General features: G+C 66.8%; 13 protein-coding genes. 3 read left to right on the top strand and 10 right to left on the bottom strand.

The genetic code is table 11. From position 1 onward, the window contains the following. Window positions 1–124 precede the first annotated feature (124 nt). From METY_RS14075 to METY_RS14030, 10 genes are all read right to left on the bottom strand, one after another. Entirely contained in the window at window positions 125–2,302 is a 2,178-nt protein-coding gene (locus METY_RS14075; RefSeq protein ID WP_103122013.1) for an ATP-binding protein, read from the bottom strand. Window positions 2,303–2,686: 384 nt separating this feature from the next. Next, the gene (locus METY_RS14070) at window positions 2,687–5,536 is read right to left on the bottom strand and encodes a PAS domain-containing protein (protein ID WP_200819685.1); all 2,850 of its coding nucleotides are present in this window, start codon (window positions 5,534–5,536) and stop codon (window positions 2,687–2,689) included. 335 nt (window positions 5,537–5,871) lie between these two features. Continuing rightward, window positions 5,872–6,306: a chorismate mutase gene (locus METY_RS14065; RefSeq protein WP_244593654.1), complete on the bottom strand. Its 435-nt coding sequence runs from the start codon at window positions 6,304–6,306 to the stop codon at window positions 5,872–5,874. Between the two features lie 97 nt (window positions 6,307–6,403). Continuing rightward, on the bottom strand, window positions 6,404–7,177 hold the full coding sequence (locus METY_RS14060; RefSeq protein WP_103122012.1) for a molybdopterin-binding protein: 774 nt from the start codon (window positions 7,175–7,177) through the stop codon (window positions 6,404–6,406). Next, entirely contained in the window at window positions 7,174–8,031 is an 858-nt protein-coding gene (locus METY_RS14055) for a cytochrome b/b6 domain-containing protein (protein WP_103122011.1), read from the bottom strand. The genes METY_RS14060 and METY_RS14055 overlap by 4 nt, the downstream gene beginning before the upstream one ends. Before the next feature lie 116 nt (window positions 8,032–8,147). Next, window positions 8,148–8,780: a hypothetical protein gene (locus METY_RS14050; RefSeq protein WP_103122010.1), complete on the bottom strand. Its 633-nt coding sequence runs from the start codon at window positions 8,778–8,780 to the stop codon at window positions 8,148–8,150. Window positions 8,781–9,151: 371 nt separating this feature from the next. After that, window positions 9,152–9,409 (bottom strand): hypothetical protein, encoded by a 258-nt coding sequence (locus METY_RS14045; protein WP_103122009.1) that lies wholly within the window; start codon window positions 9,407–9,409, stop codon window positions 9,152–9,154. A 248-nt stretch (window positions 9,410–9,657) separates the two neighbouring features. Further along, the gene (locus tag METY_RS14040; protein WP_103122008.1) at window positions 9,658–10,029 is read right to left on the bottom strand and encodes a response regulator transcription factor; all 372 of its coding nucleotides are present in this window, start codon (window positions 10,027–10,029) and stop codon (window positions 9,658–9,660) included. A gap of 101 nt (window positions 10,030–10,130) precedes the next feature. Continuing rightward, window positions 10,131–10,796, bottom strand: a complete 666-nt coding sequence (locus METY_RS14035) for a response regulator transcription factor (protein WP_103122007.1) — start codon at window positions 10,794–10,796, stop codon at window positions 10,131–10,133. Then, window positions 10,793–12,646: a PAS domain-containing sensor histidine kinase gene (locus METY_RS14030; protein WP_244593653.1), complete on the bottom strand. Its 1,854-nt coding sequence runs from the start codon at window positions 12,644–12,646 to the stop codon at window positions 10,793–10,795. The genes METY_RS14035 and METY_RS14030 overlap by 4 nt, the downstream gene beginning before the upstream one ends. A 419-nt stretch (window positions 12,647–13,065) precedes the next feature. Between METY_RS14030 and METY_RS14025 the strand changes: the two genes are divergently transcribed. The 3 genes from METY_RS14025 to METY_RS14015 all read left to right on the top strand — a co-directional run bounded on the left by METY_RS14025 (window position 13,066) and on the right by METY_RS14015 (window position 15,606). Continuing rightward, a complete protein-coding gene (locus tag METY_RS14025; protein WP_103122005.1) occupies window positions 13,066–13,842 on the top strand; it encodes an alpha/beta fold hydrolase in 777 nt (258 codons plus the stop codon). A gap of 848 nt (window positions 13,843–14,690) precedes the next feature. Further along, window positions 14,691–14,993: a putative quinol monooxygenase gene (locus METY_RS14020; RefSeq protein ID WP_103122004.1), complete on the top strand. Its 303-nt coding sequence runs from the start codon at window positions 14,691–14,693 to the stop codon at window positions 14,991–14,993. 43 nt (window positions 14,994–15,036) lie between these two features. Further along, complete coding sequence (locus tag METY_RS14015) at window positions 15,037–15,606, top strand: type 1 glutamine amidotransferase domain-containing protein (RefSeq protein WP_103122003.1); 570 nt, start codon at window positions 15,037–15,039, stop codon at window positions 15,604–15,606. The last annotated feature ends 32 nt before the right edge of the window (window positions 15,607–15,638 follow it).

The raw sequence follows: 15,638 nt of genomic DNA, 5'->3' as shown, positions 1-15,638 counted from the left end.
TTCAGGCGACAGCGCCGCCCGCGCGTTCAGCGAACGGCGTAGCTTCGCCTCCGCGTCGTGTAAGCGCATCGCGACCAACGCTCGGACGTCGAACCCGGAGCTCGTCGCACGCTGGCCGATCCCGTCACATGCGATCGAGTACGTCGCGCACCTTTCCGGCCAGATCGCTGTAGCTGAACGGTTTGGTGATCAGCTGAACGCCCTGATCCAGCCGACCGTGATGAACGATCGCGTTACGGGCGTAGCCAGTGGTGAACAGCACTTTCAGATCGGGTCGGAGCACGCGGGCCTGCGCGGCGACCTCTGCCCCGGTCATTCCCCCAGGAAGCACCACATCCGTAAACAGCAGGTCGACGCGGGTCTGCCGCTCGAGCAGCCGCAACGCCGATGGACCGTCGTGAGCCTCGACCACACGGTAACCCAGCTCGCGCAGGCACTCGACCGAATAGGTCCGGACGTCGTCGTCGTCCTCGAGCACCAGGATCGTTTCTTCGGTTCCGCTTTCCGGAATGGGGCCCGCTTCGTCAGCCGTGAACGAAGCTGCGCCCCCAATGAGCCTGGGAAGGTAGATCTTGACCGTCGAACCCTGGCCCACCTCCGAATAGATCATCACGTGGCCGCCCGACTGTTTAACGAAGCCATAGACCTGGCTGAGGCCCAGCCCGGTGCCCTTTCCGACGGGTTTTGTGGTGAAGAAGGGCTCGAACGCGTGGGCGAGGGTCGAGGCGTCCATTCCCACGCCGGTGTCCGACACCGAGACCACGACATACTGGCCCGGGACCACCTCGGCGTGCGCGGCCGTATAGGCCTCATCGATAGAGGCGTTGGCCGTCTCAATCGTGAGCTTTCCACCTTCCGGCATCGCGTCGCGCGCGTTCACCGCCAGGTTGAGAACGGCGGCTTCCAGTTCGTTGGCGTCGACCTCGACCTGCCAAAGGCCGGCCGCCTGAACCGTCTCGATGGCGATCGCTTCGCCGAGGGTGCGTTGCAGGAGCTCCGACAGTCCCCCAACCAGCGTGTTGAGATTGGCTGGCTTAGGATCCAGCGGCTGCCGGCGTGAGAAGGCCAAAAGCCTTTGGGTCAGGGCGGCCGCCCGTTGCGCGCCCTTCATAGCGTTGGCGGTGGCGCGAGCCAGGCGCGGCGACGAGTCGCCGAGATTTCGCTGAAGCGTTTCGAGGTTGCCGACGACGACCTGCAGAAGGTTGTTGAAGTCGTGGGCGATGCCGCCCGTCAACTGGCCGACGGCCTCCATCTTCTGCGACTGGCGAAGCGCCGCCTCGTTGCGGCGCAGCGCCTCGGTCCGTTCGGCCACTTGCTGTTCGAGGGTGGCGTTCAGCGCCTGCAACGCCTCCTCGGCGCGCCTGCGCTCGGCGAGTTCACGTTGAGCAGCTTTGGTGAGCGCGGCGTTGTCGATGGCGACGCCCGCTTCAGCGGCGAGGCTGACCAGGCCGCGCTCCGAGCGCTCGTCGAACACGCCGATGGATGAATGACCGAAGAACAGGCCGCCGAGGACTTCGCCCGACCGTGAGAATACCGGCACGGCCAGATAGCTGCGCACCGGGAGATGGCCCTCGGGCATGCCGCGGCGCGGCGTGTTGAGGCCGTAGCGTGGATCCTGCGTGACGTCGTCGGACCGGACGATGCCCGCTCCGTCGAACGTCGGCGCGAACACGGCGGTGTTGCGCGGCATCGGAAACGAGGCGAACGCCGACCGGGGCGCGCCGGAGAGGGTGTAGAGCATGTAGCTCTCGCCCGCCTCGTTCAGGACATTGTAGAAGAAGGCTCCGAACTGCGCCCGGGTCAGCTCGACGCCGGCGTCGGTCACGGCTTGGACGAGGCGATCCAGGTCGGGTTCGCGGTTCAAGGCCGAACCGGCGCGCTGCAGGACGCCTAGAATGCGGGTCTCTTCCTGGAGAGCGGTCTCGGCGCGCTTCCAATCGGTGCGATCCCTGACGATCTTGACGAACCCTTCGATCGGACCATCGCCCTCACGGATGGGAGCCATTTCCCCGATCGCCCAGATCCGTTCGCCGTCCTTGCGGATGCGCCACCCCTCCTGGCCGCCGCGTCCATGGCGAGCCGCGTCCTGGATCTCGGCGGCGAGCCGTCCGGATTGGACATCCTCGGCCTCGAAAAGGCGATCGAGGGAAGCTCCTTTCATCTCGGCTTCAGTCCAACCGAGCAGCCGCTCGGCCCCGGCGTTCCAAGCGACGACAAAGCCCTGAGCGTCGAGAGTGATAATCCCAGTGTCGATCGCGCTGTCGAGGATCTTCGAGAGGGTCTTCGTGTTCAGTTCGGTCATGCGGCACGCTCGTCAAAGCTGCTTCTTGCTGGCTTGGGCCGACACGAACGTCGACCAGCCCGCGCGGCTGGTTGAAGCCGCTAGTGGGGTCTCGGGCTTAAGCCGCCCAAGCGGCCGCAGCTCCCTGCAAACGGAAAAGCAGCATTATTATTTTTATCATCGCGGCCGTTCTTTTTAGACTGACCGAGCCTTTTTCCACGGGTTGATAGCATCCACGAAGCGAAATCGGTCGGGCGGTGAGCGGCCGCGAAGGGCCATCGCACAAGTGCTCCATCCCTCGAATGCTCTCGATCAACAACCCGTCAGCCTGCCGAGCAAGGAGCACGGCGAGAGAAAGAGGGCTGAACCTCGCCTTCATTTGCGCTTCTGGGTAAGCCCCCGCGGTCACGTGGGGGTGAACCCATGGGTTTTTGAGGCGCCCGCATAGATGGTCAGTCCCATCACGCTCGCCGCCAACTCCGCGCTTCGAAACGGTTTGGTGAGGCGTGGCAGGTCCGGCGCGATGCCTTCGGCGTCGGCATAACCGGAGACGATGAGCACCGGCAGGTCAGGCAGCCGCTCTTTCAGCACGCGCGCGAGATCGACCCCGGTCATGCCCGGCATCAAGTGGTCCGTGACGAGCAGATCCGGCCGTGCCCCCTCTGCAACCAACGCCAGCGCCGCCTCGGCGGACGAAGCCTCCTGAACCCGGTAGCCAAGCTCCTCCAGCATGTCCGCGGTGCTCGCCCGGACAACCTCTTCGTCATCCACCAGAAGGGCCAGTCCCCGCTCAACGAGCGAAGCGAGGGGCGCCGCCAGCGCTTCCGTCGCCGTGACGATGTTCGGGCTGACGGGCAGCCAAAGCTCCACATTCGTCCCAACGCCAAGCTGGCTCTCGATGGTGAGCGCCCCGCCCAATTGGGCCACAAGCCCGTGCGCCATGGACAATCCGAGCCCCGTTCCTTTGCCGATGCCTTTGGTCGAGAAGAAGGGTTCCACGGCCCGGGCGAGCGTCGCCTCGTCCATGCCGACGCCTGTATCGGCGACCGACAGGCGGACGTACTGTCCGCGCCGGAGATCGCCCCGGGACTGGCGCATGCTTTCGCGGGTCGCCGTGATCCGAAGCGTCCCTCCGTCGAGCATCGCGTCGCGCGCGTTCACGCCCAAATTGAGGAGCGCCATCTCGAGTTGGTTGGGATCGGCCTTAGCGGGGGGCAAATCCTCGGCGATGTTCACTACGACCCGCACCTGCGGCCCGGTCGTGCTTGAGAGAAGATCCGCCATGCCGTTGACGAGGGCGGCGACGTCGACGGGAACTGGCTGAAGCGGCTGACGGCGCGCGAAGGCCAGCAGCCGCTGAACGAGCGTCTTGGCGCGCTCCGCCGACTGGATCGCGCCCGCGATCAGCCTTTGCTCGCGTTCGCCGCCGACGCCTCTGCGCTGAAGCAGGTCGAGCGATCCAACGATTGGCGTCAGCAGATTGTTGAAGTCGTGCGCGACGCCGCCAGTCAGCTGGCCCATGGCCTCCATCTTCTGACTTTGGCGGAGCGCCTCCTGGGCGGTCTCGAGTTCGGCCTCTGCGCGAAGGCGATCCGAGATGTCGAGCGCCAGATGAAAAGCCCCTATGACGCGGCCGTCCTCATCCAACAGCGGCGTGTAGGTGATCTCCCAGAATGGTGTGCCGTACTCCGGCCGGCCGAACTGCTCCACGACCGTGAAGCTTTCCCCGCTCAGCGCGCGGGTCATCAAGGCGCGCATGACCTCGCGCTGCTCGGGGATGAACAGGTCTGGCAAGACGTCGCCCAGCTTCGTGTCGAAGCCGTTGACGCGGCGGAACTCGGCGTTGTGCATTCTATTGAACGCGATCAGCCGGTAGTCGGCGTCGAAGGCGCAGATTGGGGAGCGGGTCGCGTCGACGATGTCACGGAAGCGGCGCAGCTCGAGCGTACGCTCGGTTACGCGCTGCTCGAGCTGGGTGTTGAGAGCGCGCAGTTCCTCCTCGGCCCGCTTGCGCGCGGAAATGTCGACGGCTGTGCCGGCGACGCGGATGCAGCGGGCTTCGTCTCGCGTGTCGTCGAATACGCCGCGGCCTTTGGCGGCGACCCAGCGAACGACGCCGTCCTCTTTGCCGATCGTTCGGTACTCGACGTCATAGACGGCGCGGCGCGCAGGGTCGGCCGAGGCGGCGAAGGCCTCGCTGGTGATGTCGCGGTCGTCCGGGTGCAGCCCGCCGTAGAAGTCCGCCATCGTCACCGGCACGTCGGGACTGATCCCGAACAGCGCCTTGGTCCTCGGCGGCCAGATGAGTTCGTTGCGGACGAGGTCGACGTCCCAGAAGCCGATCTCCGCGTGCTCGACGGACAGCCGGAGGCGTTCTTCGCTTTCGCGCAGCCTCGCCTCCGAGCCCGCCCGCTCGATGTGCGCCCAGCACCGCTCGACCACCGCTTCGACCAGGGCGACCTCGTCGTCCTGCCACTGCCGCGGCCGGTCTTGATGAACCGCCATCATGGCCGCGAGGCGCCCCTGCTTGATCAGCGGACAGCATACGACCGCGTTGATCCCGATCGACTGGAACATGTCGCGGCCGTCCTCGGGAGCGAGCTCCTCCGAGACGTCGGCCACGACCAGCGTTCGCCCGTGACGCATGTCGGCGGAGGCGCGAGAACCGAAAAGGTCGAGCCGGTAAGTTCCGGCCGAAGTCGCGACGCCCGGCGCCGAAAAATCGTTGCGGATGACGAAGCGGTCGTTGTCGGGATCGACGTCGGCATAGGCGCAGCGCGTAGCGCCAAGCCGCAGCGCGAGCAGCTCGGCGGCCGCGAGCATGGCCGCCGGCGCGTCCCGCGACGAGCGGAGCGCCTCGTCGAGCTCGCTCAGAAAGCGGAGCCGCGCCTCGCTCGCGCGGAGCGCCGCCTCGATCTGCACCTTGCCCGTCATCTCGGTGGCGACGTTCAGCATGCCGACGATGCGGCCCTCGTCGTCGCGCGCCGGGCTGTACGAGACCTGCCACCACGTGTCTTCGGGGTAGCCGTTTCGCTCCATGACGAGATGAAGCTCTTCGAACCACACAGCCTGACCCGAGAGCGCGTGTCGGATCATGGGTTCGATGTCGGCCCAGACGTCGGACCAGACCTGCTGGATAGGTCGGCCGATCGCCGCAGGATGCTTGAGGCCGAGCACGGGGGCGTAGGCGTCGTTGTAAATGAGCGTGAGCTCAGGCCCCCAAGCCAGGCACATCGCTTGTCGGGACGCGAGCATCAGTTCGACGGTCGTGCGGAGGGCGGGCGGCCAACTGCTCATTGGACCGAGCGGCGTGTCACTCCAGACGCAATCGCGCACGAACGCGGGGAACTCGCCGCTCGCGATCAGTGCCGACGCCTTGTTCGTTTCTCCACTTGCTGGTTCCAACTGGACCGTCCTGCGCCGCCACCGACTTGAACACGAAGAAGTGGCGACGGGGATACTACCCGCCACGGCCGCTCGCGTCATCGTGACGCCGCGCGACGCTGGCGCTTGGCCCGGCGGCCGCGCGGGTTCGAGCGGTAGTACGCTCCGCGGTGATGGTCCTAAGCGCGAACCAGTCGGCCCGCGCTTCAGCGCGCCGGATGGCGCATCATCTCGGCGGCGACCCGGCGCTCGTCCTCGGCGAAGCCCGCGGTCATCGCCCGATACGTCGTCTCCGCGACGCCGGGGTTCAGCTTCCGCTCCTCGGCGAGCCTTCGGACCTTGCGGATGATCGCCTCGACCCGAGCCTTATCCTCGACGGCGGCCGGGTTCGGCTTGAACCGGGCGGCTTCGTGCACGTAGCGACCGCGTTCCGCCATCAGTGCGATGAGAGCGGCGTCGATCCGGTCGATGTTCTCTCGGACCTCTCCGAGGCTCGCGCAGCACTTCCCGCCGTCCACCGTTGGCGCTCCCCAGAAGGCGGGCGCCTCGGTGTCCGCGCGCGTGTCCGCGAGTGCGGCCTTTACGCCCGCGACGGCGAAACCGCCGATCACAAGGATTCTGATCGCGCTTTGCATGTTCATCGTCTTGATCCCTCCCGGGGTAGAGCCGGCGCTCCGTTAGGATCAGGCGGGATCCCTTCAAAGGCGCTGACCATGACAGGGCGGACCGACCGTCCGGTCAGATCCCCGCGTACCACTCGTAACCGCGGTCCTCCCAGTAACCGCCGCCGCCGCCCCAGAAGGAGGCGAAGCTGTCGACGACCTCGATCCGCATCAGATACTTCGCCTGCTTGTAGCCGAGCTGGCGCTCGACCCGCAGTCGCAGCGGCGCGCCGTGCCCCACGGACAGGTCCTGGCCGTTCATCGCGTAGGCGAGGATCGTCTGCGGGTGGAAGGCGTCGATCAGATCGACGCTTTCATAATAGCGGCCGCTGCCGTCGAGGGTCTTCTCCAGCTCGTCGGCGCAATGGAACACGACGTATCGCGCCGAAGGCTTGATCCCGACCCTATCCAGCAGGCCTCCGAGCGGAACGCCGGTCCACTTGCCGATGGCGCTCCACCCCTCGACGCAATCGTGACGGGTGATCTGTGTGCGCGCCGGAAGCGCCTTCAGCTCCGCCAGCGAGAACGCCTGCGGCCGCTCAACGAGGCCGTCGATCTTCAGCCGCCAGTCCACGAACTTGCCTTCGAGGAGCCGCGCATACTCGTCGATGTCGGGCGCGCTCGTCCCGTTCACGCGGAACGTCGGCGAGATGTCGGCCTCCGAGTACTCGCGCGCGAGCGCCCCTCGACCCTGAAGCAGTCGCTGGATCTTCATCGTCAGCGTCTCGGCCGACCGGAGGACCGCCTGGGTCTGATCGTTCGGCTCCAGCAGGTCGCAGCCTCCGAGAGCAAGCGCGCCCGCTCCGAGGCCGCTCCCGATCAGGAGCCGGCGGCGTGTCAGAGAGATCATGCGTCAGGCCCTTTCCGCCGGATGGCGTAGCGGCCTGTGATCATGGAACGCATGTTGTTCCAGGGGCCGGAGAGAACCACCATGGCGACGTGGACGAGGACAAAGGCGACGAGCAGCGACGCCGTGACGAAATGGATGGTCCGGGCGGACTGCCGCCCGCCGAAGATGTCGAGAAGAACGGGGAAGGCCGCGTTCATGCCGGGCGACATCGTCAGGCCGGTCAAGGCCATCAGGGGGAGCAGTCCGGCGAGCACGGCGACATAGGCGAGCTTCTGCAGCGCATTGTAACGCCTGGCGTCGTCGCCCGAGGGGAAGCGCAGGCGCGCGTGATCGACGATCTCCCGCCAGAGGTGGCGCGGCGCGAGTTCTTTCGCGGCGGGAGCCAGGTCACGGCGGAGATGCCCGCTCAGGAGCCCGTAGCCGAGGTAGATCAGGCCGTTGATGACGAACGCCCAGGCGAAGAAGAAGTGCCAGCGCCGACCCGCGGCGAGGTCCTGATAGGACGGCAGCGTGAGCCAGTCCGGGAACGCCCGGGGCGTCCATTCGCCGTCCGCCTTTGACAGGCCAAGCACGCCCGTAGTGTCGACCGAGGCGCCGCCGACCCTCACGAAGCCGCGCGGTTTTCCCGGATCGCCGCGCGCGCCGATCTCGAGCATGGCGGGATCGGCGTCGGCGCCGTACTGGCCCCAGTGCAGCCGCGGATAGGCGTTGAAGATCTGAAGTCCGCTGGCGAGAAGCACGGCGAGGCACAGCACGTTCAGCCAATGCGTCAGCCGCGTGACCCCGGAATGGCGCCGGATGAGTACGGTGCTCACCCGCGTCTCGGGTTGCAGATCCGTGGTTTCCTCGATCATCGATCCATCCTGAAGAGCCGAGCGCCGATCGGGCGAGCGCAGCTGTGGAGGTAGAGCTTGCAGGGCCGAACGGCCCGGCGCGGGGGACAGCGCGCCGGGCCGGCTGCGCCGCGGGCTTACATCGGCGGGACGACGCCGTTGCTGCCTACGACAACTCTCTGGGCCGCGATCGCCCCGTCCTGAGCTTTCTGACCCTGAACGAAGACCACCGCGTCCGGCTTCAGGTCGGCCTGGGTCGCCGGCGCCAGCGTGACCACGGGCGTGCCGTCCGGGATCGCGATCTTCTTCTCCTTGCCGTGGTAGGACACGGTTAGGGATCGGCCGTTCACGTCCTTGACCGCGTCGGCGACCGTGGCGTTGGTCATGGTGCTGTTGGGCTTTAGATCCCAGCCATAGCTTCCCTCGCCGAGGCCCTTCAGCGCGGCCGGAAAGATCAGAACCTCAAGGGCGCCGTCGCCGCCGTTCTTCTCGGGGAGAGAGGCGACGCCGACGTAGTCGCCGGGCTTGATGTCGCCCACGCTGGCGCGGGCCACGCTCGAGACGGTCCAGCCGGGGGCCAGACCGATGTCGACCGTCTGGCCCTCGCGGGTCTTCACTTTCAGGACCTGGCCGCTGAAATCGACGATCGCGCCGCGGACGCGGATCGGATCGCCCACGGCGTTTTGGGCGAAAGCGGACGGGCCGAAGGCCGCGGAGAGCGGCAGGCTGACCATGGCGGCGAAAAGCGCCGGAGCAAATTTGCGAAGCATGTCGTCTCCTCGACGGAACAGATTTGGCTGATCGTTGCGGGGTCGCAGACGCCGCGCGGCGGATCGGGCCGCGCTTTGTCATTCGACGTCGCGACGCCGCCGCGGGGCGGGTTCTCGCCTCTATGGGCTTGAGGTCGAAGCCGCGCCACCGATGACGTGGTCTTGGACGTTCGACGAGTTCTTCCGCGTAACGTCGTTCTGCGGATGAAACCTAGGCAAGCAAGAAGATAAAGGCATCCTACTTGGATATCAGCTGGTCATACGAAGGTGTGCTCCGGGGAGCGGAAGCCTGTCCGGGGCGTGCGGAGCTGCCGCCGGAGCGGACCACGGCCGGCCCGGCCGCCAAAGGGCCGGGCCGATCGTGGCCGGGATCAGCCGTTGTTGTCGTTGCCGTCCCAGACGAGGGCGGGCTGGGCCTTGCGGGCGGCCGGAACGGCGACCTCGCGCTTCATCGAGACGGTGCGTGTCGCAACGGGCGCAGGCTTCGCCGCATCATCGTGCCGGACGGGCTTGGTGAAGTGCTGCAGGCGGTCTGCGGCGCCGCCGCCCTGGGCGAAGGCGAACGTGGAGGCGGAGGACAGCGAAACCACGGCCGCAAGAGCCGCAACAGCGAAAGACTTGGCGTTCATGACATCCATCCTTTTTCATCAGGCCGCCCATGCGGCTCTGATCTGCGAGATAAGATGGAGGTCCAAGCAACGTTCGGACATTATCTCGCGGGATAAGGTCATAACCATTGAAGAAGGCGACACAAAACCTTCGTATAGGTTGGTCGCGAACGCGAGACTGCCCATGTGCCCGCCCTCTCGACGGCGAGGGACCGCGATAGGTCGGCCTGCCGGCTGGGCATGCGGGGACTAAGCGACGCGGGGCGCAGTCATGGGACGGCGAGGGCGTCCTCGATGCAGCGGATGATCGTCTCGCCGTCGGTTGGCTTGACGAGGAAGCAGTGCGCGCCGTTCGCCATCACCCTGCAGCGCACATCTTCGGTCGGGAACGCCGTCATGAAGATGATCGGGAAGCGGCGGCCCGCTGAGACCAGGGCTTCCTGCAGCTTGTCGCCCGTCATGGCCGGCATCTGCACGTCAGCGATCATGCAGGCGGGCTCCTCCGCGCTGTCCGCGCGCAGGAATTCGGGGCCTGATCCGTAGGTGCGCGCATGGTAGCCGAGCGAGCGCACGAGGCTCGCTAGCGACATGCGGACGCCCTCGTCGTCGTCGACGATCGCGATGGTCGGCGCCTCGGCCATGGGAATCCTCTGTGCGTCCCTCGCGGACGCAACGAGCGGTGCTCAGCTCCGGTTCAATTTAAGGCAGCCCGCAGAGCCCGAAAATCATACACAGGTTTGCGTCACGACGACCGCGGGTCCGTCACGCCCAGCGCTTGCGCCATCCGCACCAACTCGGCGAGCGACTTCGCGTTCATCTTGCGCATGGCGGAGCCGCGGTGGATCTTCACTGTGATTTCGCTCAGACCGATCTCACCCGCGATCTGCTTGTTCATGAGGCCGGCGGTGACGTAACCCATGACCTCGCGTTCGCGGGCGGTGAGCGCGGCGTAACGGGCTTTGAGATCCGTCTCGGCCGCCAGGTCGCGCCGCCGCAGCGCATCGCGCTCGATCGCGCTCATGACCGCGTCCAGCATGTCCTGGTCTCTGAACGGCTTCGCCAGGAAGTCGACGGCGCCCGCCTTCATGGCGCGCACGGACATCGGGATGTCGCCGTGCCCGGTCATGAAAATGACTGGCAGATGCACGCCGGCGGCCGCGAGCTGTTGCTGGAAGTCGAGCCCGCTGATCCCTGGAAGCCGAACGTCGAGGACGATGCAGCTCGGGACGTCCGGCGCCGGTCGCGCAAGCAGGTCCGCCGGCGAGCCGAACAGTTCGACGTGAAGGTCCACCGACCGGAACAGGCTGCCGAGGGACTCGCGGATTCCTGCGTCGTCGTCCACCACCACGACGACGCGCTTGTCCGCAGGCTCGGAGCCGCCCGAACTTTTGCCGCCCTGCCGGATCATTCTGGGCCCTGTGCGGCGGTGGGGATCGTGAAGATGAAGCGAGCGCCTTCGCCCGCCCGGCTCTCAACCGAGAGCTGACCGCCGTGAGCTTCGATGGTGGAGCGGCAGATCGCAAGGCCCATCCCCATGCCGTCCTCCTTGGTCGTGAAGAACGGATCGAACAGTTTGCCGAGGTTCGCCTCGGGGATCCCGGGCCCGCTGTCGGCGACCGTCACGGCGACATGACCGGCGCCGTCGGTCGCGGCTCCGACCCACAGCCGGCCATCCGGCGCGCCGGCCATGGCGTGCGTCGCATTCACCGCGAGGTTCACCAGCACCTGCTGCAGTTGCACCCGATCGCCCAAGATCCTCGGCAGCTTCGGGTCGAGCTGCAGGTGAACGGTCGCCCCGGATTTCGTCAGCTCCCGCTCGACCAGCAGGAGCGCGTCCTGCACCAGCTCCGTCACGTCGAGGACGTCGCGCCTGATTGGCCCCTTCGTGAGGAAGGCCCGGATCCGGCGGACGACGGCGCTCGCCCGCTTACCCTCCTCGATCGCCCGGACGAGCGCGGTCGAGACCTCCTCGAGGTCCGGCTCCGCCCGGCGGAGCCAGCGGAGCGCGGCCTCGCCATTGGTGACGATCGCGGCGAGCGGCTGGTTGACCTCGTGGGTGATCGAAGCCGTCAGCTCGCCCAGGGTGGCGACGCGGGCGGCGTGGGCGAGCTCCGCCTGAGCCGCCAGAAGCGCGTTCTGGGCTTCGTTGCGCTCCGAGGCGTCGACGACGAAGGCCAGCACCTCGCCGTCGTTACCCTCCTCGACGGCCGGGAAGGTCAGTCCGAAGATCACGGGCACGCGCCGTCCGTCGGAGGCCCGTATCTCCGTTTCGCCCTCGAAGAACCTGTCGCCCCGGCAAAAGGCCGCGAGCGAGCCCACGAAGGTCTGGTCGGCCTCGCCGAGGATGCCGTCGAGCGATCCGGGCAAGCTCACCGCGCTGTCGGCCCCGGTGATCTCGAGGAAGGCGGCGTTGACGTCGGTGATGCGGACGAGCGCCTTCGCCCGCTCCACGAAGGCCGGGTTCGCGTCGATGTAGCGGAGGAGATCGGCTTCATCCGTGGAGGTCAGCCGCCGCAGCTCCGTCCGGAGCTCGGACCAGTCCTCCTGGAGAAGGCCCACGCGGTTCGCATCGAACATGCGCCGGTAGCGGCGTTCGCTCTGAGCGAGAGCCCTGTGCGACGCCTCGCGCTCAGTGACGTCCCGGTGCGTCTCCAGGACCCTGAACGGCTGGCCCGGACCGCCGCGCTGCAGCGCCCAGCGGCTTTCCACGACGATGGTCGCGCCCGCGCTCGTGCGCTGGCGCAGCACGCCTTCCCAGCGCGAGGTCCGGAGCAGCTGTTGCTCAATGTCGGCCCGCCTCGCCGGGTACTCCGTGGCTAGCAGTTCGTCCGCGACCTTGCCGATCGCCAACTCGGCCGGCCACCCATACCGATTTTCGGCTCCTCGGTTCCAGAACCGGATGACCCCGGCCGCGTCGCGAACGAAGATCATGTCGTGCGAGAGGTCGAGCAGTCGGGCCTGCTCGCGGAGCCTGTTCGTCGCTTTCAGGTTCTGCAGCGAGAGCACCGTTCCGATGCCGATCGCAGAGAAGCTCACAGCCAGACGTATCGTCGACGATCCGAATTGATCGACGCCGTGCATGTAGACGTAAGCCAGCGCCGCCAACGCCACGCTCGCCGCTGAAGCGACGAGCAGATCGGTCTCGGAAACTTTGGCGGCGATCAGGATAACGAGGACGTAGAGCACCGCCACCGCGCTCTGAAGCGGCGTGAACGCGTCGATGAAGAAGACTCCGAGCGCCAGAGCCCCCGCCAGCACGCGTAAGGTTATGCTACGGGGCCAGACCGGAGTCGCCGGCTCGGTCGCTGCTATCGTCAACGTCTTCCCCCACAGGCGCCCCAATCGCATCGAGGGCAGCCTCGCATCGGCTCCGCGGCCCGCAGCGACGCCGCGCGAGCCCTTCAGAGGTACCACGCCCCTCGGGCGTGAGAGGCGCTCCTCAGCTCAAGCCTTAGACTCCCGCCTCGGCCTTTGATCAAGAGATCAGTGACATGACGAGGAAGCGCGCAAAATCATACGGGGATTTGGAGGCCGGCATACGCACGTATAGGCGCCGGATCTGATGATCTGATCGATCCCCGCTCGGTTCCACGGCACTTCAGAAGGGCTGGGTCTTCCGACGCAGCTTCGCCACGGCCTCCGTCGTGCGAACGCCAAGGATGTCATGAAAGGAGCCGATCGTGATGGACCGCCGCACGTTCAACACCGTTCTCGCCGCCGCGGTCGCGGCCGCCGCCTCGACCAAGCCCGCACTCGCCACGCCCGCCGCCGGCCTGGTCCGGGCCGACAATATCGTCCTCGCTCACGGCCTTTTCGCCGACGGATCATGCTGGACCGAGGTCATCGCGCGGCTTCAGGCGGCGGGAATGAACGCCACGGCGGTGCAGAACCCACTGACCACGCTGCCTGAGGCCGTCCTGGCGGTCCAGCGCGTGCTGGACCGCCAGGACGGCCCGACGGTGCTGGTCGGGCATTCCTTCTCGGGCGTGCTGGTCACCGAGAACGGCGTCCATCCGAAGGTCTCGTCGCTCGTCTATGTGGCCGCTCGCGCCCCCGACGCCGGAGAAGATTACACGGCGCTCGCAAAGACTTACCCGACGCCGCCCGCAAGCGCCGGCATCGTCTTCGACGGCGAAGAGGGTCGGCTGACGCGCGAGGCGTTCCTCCGGGACTTCGCGAGCGACCTGCCGCGGGAGAAGGCGCTCGTCCTTCACGCCGTGCAGCAGCCGTTCCAGAAGGCGCTGCTTGCGGGCAGGACCAGCAACGCGGCCTGGAGGTCCAAGCCGAGCTTCTACGCCGTCTCCGCCGACGACCGCACGATCAATCCGGATCTCCAGCGTTTCATGGCGAAGCGCATGGGCGCCACGACGATCGAGGTCAAGGCGAGCCACCTGTCGCTCATCTCCCAGCCCGACGCGATCGCAGCGCTTATCCTGAAGGCCGCGGGGCGCTGAGGGCGGCCGAGCCGTCCACCTTGAGCTGCTCACGGAGTCAGCGCAGCCGATGACGCCGGCGACGGATCGCCAGCTGACCGCCGGGGGGAGGCGTGATCGCTGGGCGGACGTCGTCGCCCGCCGCGGCTCCTTCCAAACGCCTTTCGGTCCGCGGCGGCGCCGCCGGCCGTACCGTCGACCACTGCGCCGAACGACCCGTAAGTCTGGTCAAGGCCGGCGTCCTCGAGATGGTCGCGTTGCGCTTCCTGCTCGGCGGCGCGGCCGCAGCTCGTCCGGTCCAATCCCGCGTTGCGCCCCGGACGTCCGGGCCAAGTCCCGCGGAGCGGTCGGCGTGACCCCAGCTTGAGATGAGCCAGCGTCCTCGCGGTCCTCGCTACGCCGCGACCAACGCATAGGGCTTACGCGCATAGCGCTCAAACGGCCTTAATAAGGAAACCTACTAGGGGACCTGCCGGATAGGCCTTCCGAAGAACTAACGCTTAATTCCCTCCATAGCGATTTGGCGTCCTGAGTTCAGCGATCGGCGCGCTAAAGCGGAAGAATGCGCACAGCCCGTAGTTCAGCAAGACGTCATCGCTATGAGGCTACAAGATGCTTGAGCAAAGAGCCGACTGGGTGCAGCGAGCGAAGCTGACGACGTGGTTAGTCGGTGGCCCGCGCCGGCGACATAGGCCTTGCCGGCCACTTGTTCTGGCGGGCGCATACGTTGGTCGCCGATCCTCAGCGCTCTGTCGGCAACCGGCCGCGCCTGCGGGCAAGGAGGCCTTCACGATCGTCACCGCCTCCGCTTTGGGGGCGGCCGACGCCGGGTTTGGAGCGGAACCGCTCGCCACTGAAGGAGGTCCGCCATGGTGACCAAAGCTCTGATGGTACGACTGGAAGCGAAGCCCGGAAAAGAGGCCGACGTAGAAGACTTTCTGCGCGGCGGTCTCTCGATCGTCGAGCAGGAGCCGGCGACGACAGCTTGGTTCGCGGTTCGGCTTGGACCGTCGACGTTCGGCGTTTTCGACGCCTTTCCCGACGAGGGGGGCCGGCAAGCCCATCTTTCCGGCGGCGTCGCGCAGGCTCTGAAAGAGCGGGAGTCCGACCTGTTCTCCGAGCCAATCTCGATCGCAAAAGTCGACGTGCTCGCCTCGAAGCTTCCGAAGTAACGGCGGCGGACGCCCCACAGATTACGTCAGAAGGAGCAACGATATGGCCGACATCAACGGACTGAAGATCGCCATCCTCGTTACGGACGGCTTCGAGCAGGTCGAGTTGACAGAACCGCGCAAGGCGCTCGACGAGGCCGGCGCGGACACCTCGATCGTATCGCCCAAGGACGGTCAGGTTCGCGGTTGGAAGTTCACGGAATGGGGGGACGACCTCCCCGTCGACGTGCCCCTCGACCAGGCGTCGCCAGATCAATTCGATGCGCTTCTCCTGCCGGGCGGCGTCATCAACCCCGACGCGCTTCGGATGGACCAGAAGGCCGTCGCGTTCGCAAAGGCCTTTTTCGACGCGGGCAAACCCGTGGCGTCGATTTGCCATGGGCCGTGGACCGTTATCGAGGCGGGCGCCGCACGCGGACGGCGCTTGACCTCCTGGCCGTCGCTCAAGACGGATCTCGAAAACGCGGGAGCCGAGTGGGTGGATGAGGAGGTCGTCGTTGATCAAGGCCTCGTCACGAGCCGCAAGCCCGACGACATTCCGGCCTTCAACCGCGAGGTAATCAAGCTGCTGGCGAGCGTCGGCTCGCCATCGCGGCAGGCCGCGGCCCAATGAGCCCCAACGCCGCGCCGGGGCGGCTTTCCGCC

This window comes from Methylopila sp. Yamaguchi, from assembly GCF_002897035.1.
In the GTDB taxonomy this organism is placed as follows: Bacteria; Pseudomonadota; Alphaproteobacteria; order Rhizobiales; family Methylopilaceae; genus Methylopila.
The sequence above is the reverse complement of the archived record's forward strand: the minus strand, read 5'-3'. Positions and strand labels throughout refer to the sequence as shown.